Source organism: Methylobacterium sp., assembly GCF_028290105.1.
In the GTDB taxonomy this organism is placed as follows: Bacteria; Pseudomonadota; Alphaproteobacteria; order Rhizobiales; family Beijerinckiaceae; genus Methylobacterium.
The window spans coordinates 1-3,175 of sequence record NZ_JAQGKL010000048.1; the positions used below are offsets into that span (position 1 = coordinate 1).

At 66.4% G+C, this 3,175-nt stretch carries 4 protein-coding genes; all 4 read right to left on the reverse strand.

The window, feature by feature from the left end:
• On the reverse strand, positions 1–380 hold a 380-nt coding region (locus JWQ05_RS03865; RefSeq protein ID WP_299654743.1), incomplete at its 3' end, for an ATP-binding cassette domain-containing protein.
• Between the two features lie 10 nt (positions 381–390).
• Positions 391–1,344 carry an ABC transporter permease gene (locus JWQ05_RS03870; protein WP_299654746.1) on the reverse strand — a complete coding sequence of 318 codons (954 nt, stop codon included), beginning with the start codon at positions 1,342–1,344 and terminating at the stop codon, positions 391–393.
• The gene (locus JWQ05_RS03875; RefSeq protein WP_299654749.1) at positions 1,341–2,321 is read right to left on the reverse strand and encodes an ABC transporter permease; all 981 of its coding nucleotides are present in this window, start codon (positions 2,319–2,321) and stop codon (positions 1,341–1,343) included. Before JWQ05_RS03875 ends, JWQ05_RS03870 begins: the two co-directional genes overlap by 4 nt.
• Before the next feature lie 109 nt (positions 2,322–2,430).
• A partial coding sequence (locus JWQ05_RS03880; RefSeq protein ID WP_299654752.1) for an ABC transporter substrate-binding protein occupies positions 2,431–3,175 on the reverse strand: 745 nt, incomplete at its 5' end.

Consider the following 3,175-nt stretch of genomic DNA (forward strand, 5'->3'; position numbering starts at 1 on the left):
TTCTCCGAGAGGTCGGTGTGGGTGCGGATGGTCTCCACGATCTGGCGGCCGACCCGGTAGAGCGGGTTCAGGCTGGTCAGCGGGTCCTGGAAGATCATGCCGATGCGCCGGCCACGGATGCGCCGCATGGCCTCGGGCGAGAGATTGTCGATGCGCTCGCCCTTCAGCAGGACCTGTCCGCCCACGATGCCGCCGGGCGGGTCGATGAGGCCGATCACGGCGGAGCCCGTGACGGATTTGCCAGCCCCCGACTCGCCGACGACGCCGAGGATCTCGCCCCGGGCGATGTCGAACGAGACGTCGTCGATGGCGGTCAGGGTGCCGCGCCGGCCCGCAAAGGCGACGCGCAGGTTGCGAACCGAGAGGACGGGCTCTGTCATGGCCGCATGTTCATTGCAATTTGGGGTTCAGGGCATCGCGCAGCCAGTCACCGAGCAGGTTGATCGCCAGGACCAGGCCGGCCAGCGCCAGGCCCGGAAAGGCGACGATCCACCATTCGCCGGAGAACAGGAAGCGGTTGCCGGTGCGGATCAGGGTGCCGAGCGATGGCATCGAGTCGGGCAGGCCGGTGCCGAGAAAGGAGAGCGTCGCCTCGGTGATGATGGCGAGCGCGAGGTTGATGGTGGCGATGACGAAGACGGGCCCGAGGACGTTGGGCAGGACATGGCGGACCATGATGACCGGTGACGACAGGCCGATGAGGCGCCCGGCCTGCACGTAATCCTTGTTCTTTTCCACCAGCACCGAGGAGCGCACGGTGCGGGCGTACTGCACCCAGAACGACAGGCCGATGGAGAGCACGATGAGGCCGATGGCGGCGTCCGTATCCATCTGGCTGCCCAGCGCCGCCTTGGCGACGCCATCGACTACGAGCGCGATGAGGATCGCCGGGAAGGTGAGCTGTACGTCGGCGATGCGCATGATCAGCGTGTCGACGAACCCGCCGAAATAGCCCGCCACCAGCCCGAGCAGGATGCCGAGGGTGCCGGAGACGAGGACGCCGAGCAGGCCCACCACGAGGGAAAGGCGCAGACCGTAGAAGACCGCCGAGAGCACGTCGCGGCCCTGGTCGTCGGTGCCGAGCGTGAAGGGCGAGACCCCGTCGGGATACCAGAGTGGCGGCAGGCTCGAGTTGATCAATTCCAGCTGTGCCGGGTCGTAGGGGTTCTGGGGCGAGATCCAGGGGGCCGCCACGGCGAGGAGGAAGAACAGCAGCGTCACCGCGAAGGCGCCCATCGCCAGCTTCGAGGCGCGAAAGCTGGCGTAGACGTCGGAATCGAGGAAGCGGGCGAGGGTGGAGCGCTTGGCCGGCGCGGCCGGGGTGCCTTGCACGGAGGCGCTCATGAGCTGCGCCCCGTCGACAGGCGCAGGCGGGGATCGACGATTGTGTAGAGCACGTCCACCACGAGGTTGATGACGACGAAGATGGCGGCCACCAGCAGGAGGTAGGCGGCCATGATGGGGATATCGACGTTCTGGACCGCCTGGACGAAGAGCAGACCCATGCCCGGCCACTGGAACACCGTCTCGGTGATGATCGAAAAGGCGATGACCGATCCGAGCTGCAGGCCCGCGATGGTGATGACCGGGACCAGCGTGTTCTTCAGGGCGTGCCCGAGATGGATCGAGCGGGTGGTCAATCCGCGTGCCCGGGCAAAGCGAATGTAGTCGGTGCGCAGCACCTCCAGCATCTCGGCGCGCACGAGGCGCATGATCAGCGTCATCTGGAACAGCCCGAGCGTGACCGAGGGCAGGATCAGCGCGCGCAGACCGGACGTCGTGAGAAAGCCCGTCGTCCACCAGCCGAGCCGCACGGTGTCGCCGCGCCCGAAGGAGGGCAGCCAGCCGAGCGTCACGGAGAACAGGAAGATGAGCAGAATGCCGATCAGGAACGTCGGCAGGCTGATCCCGACCAGGGAGATCGCCAGGAAGACCTTGGCGAGCCAGGTGTCGCGCCGCAGGGCGCAATAGACCCCCATCAGGATGCCGACGCCGAGCGCGAACAGCGTGGCGCAGAGCGCGAGTTCGAGGGTGGCGGGCATGCGCTCGGCCAGGAGCGACGAGACCGGCTGGCGGAACTGGTAGGAGGTGCCGAACTCGCCCTTCACGACGTTGCCGGCGTAGCGCAGGAACTGCACGGCGACGGAATCGTCGAGGCCGAGGTCCTTCCGGATCGCGAGGCGCTCGGCATAGGGCGTGTCGACGCCGACGATCTGGTTCACGGGATCTCCGGCGAAGCGGAACATCGAGAACGCGATGAGCCCGACCGCGAACAGGACCGCGATCGACTGCAGGAGGCGCTGCAGGACGAAGGCGATCATGGGCGGGGCACTCCGGATGCCCGGGTGACCTCCCCGCTACTCCCTCTCCTCGTCCGAGAGGGAGCGTCGCGAAACCGTTTTCCGACCCTGTCCCTGATCACCGGATGTCTCACGGCTGCTTCGACACCCAGTAGAGCATCAGCATGTTGTCCGGCCGCTGCGTGAGCGTCACCTTCTTGGAGACGCCCCAGGCCAGCGCCTGCTGGTGCAGCGGGATGAAGCCCCAATCGGCCTGGATCTGGTCGAAGCCTTCCTTGATCTGCGCGTTGCGCTTGGTCTGGTCGGTCTCGGCCTCGACCGCGTCGGCGAGGGCATCGACCTTCGGGTTGCAGTAATTGCCGAGGTTCCAGTTGCCCCGGCCTGGCTTCGACCCGCCCCGGCAGCCGGCGATCTCGAACAGGATGTTGTGTGAATCCTGGGAGGAGGGGGTCCAGCCCACCAGATAGAACGAGGTGTCGTAGGCCGGTGCCAGCACCTTGGCGAAGTACTTGGCCTTAGGCTGGGCGTTCAGGTTCACCTTCACGCCGACGCGGGCGAGCATCGAGACCACCGCCTGGCAGATCGCCTCGTCGTTGACGTAGCGGTCGTTTGGGCAATCCATCCCCAGCGAGAAGCCATCCGGGTAGCCCGCCTCGGTCAGGAGGACCTTGGCCTTCTTGGCATCGGAGGCCGGGCGCTTGAACTCGCCGGAAAGGGCAAAAAGCGAGGGCGCTATAAGAACGGCAGAGGGCGTTGCCTGCCCACGCATCACACGCTTAGCAATCGTGTCCTCGTCGATGGCCCGGTAGAAGGCCTCGCGCACGCGGACGTCCTTGAACGGGTTCTTGCCCTTGACGTTCGAGTCCTTGAGCTCG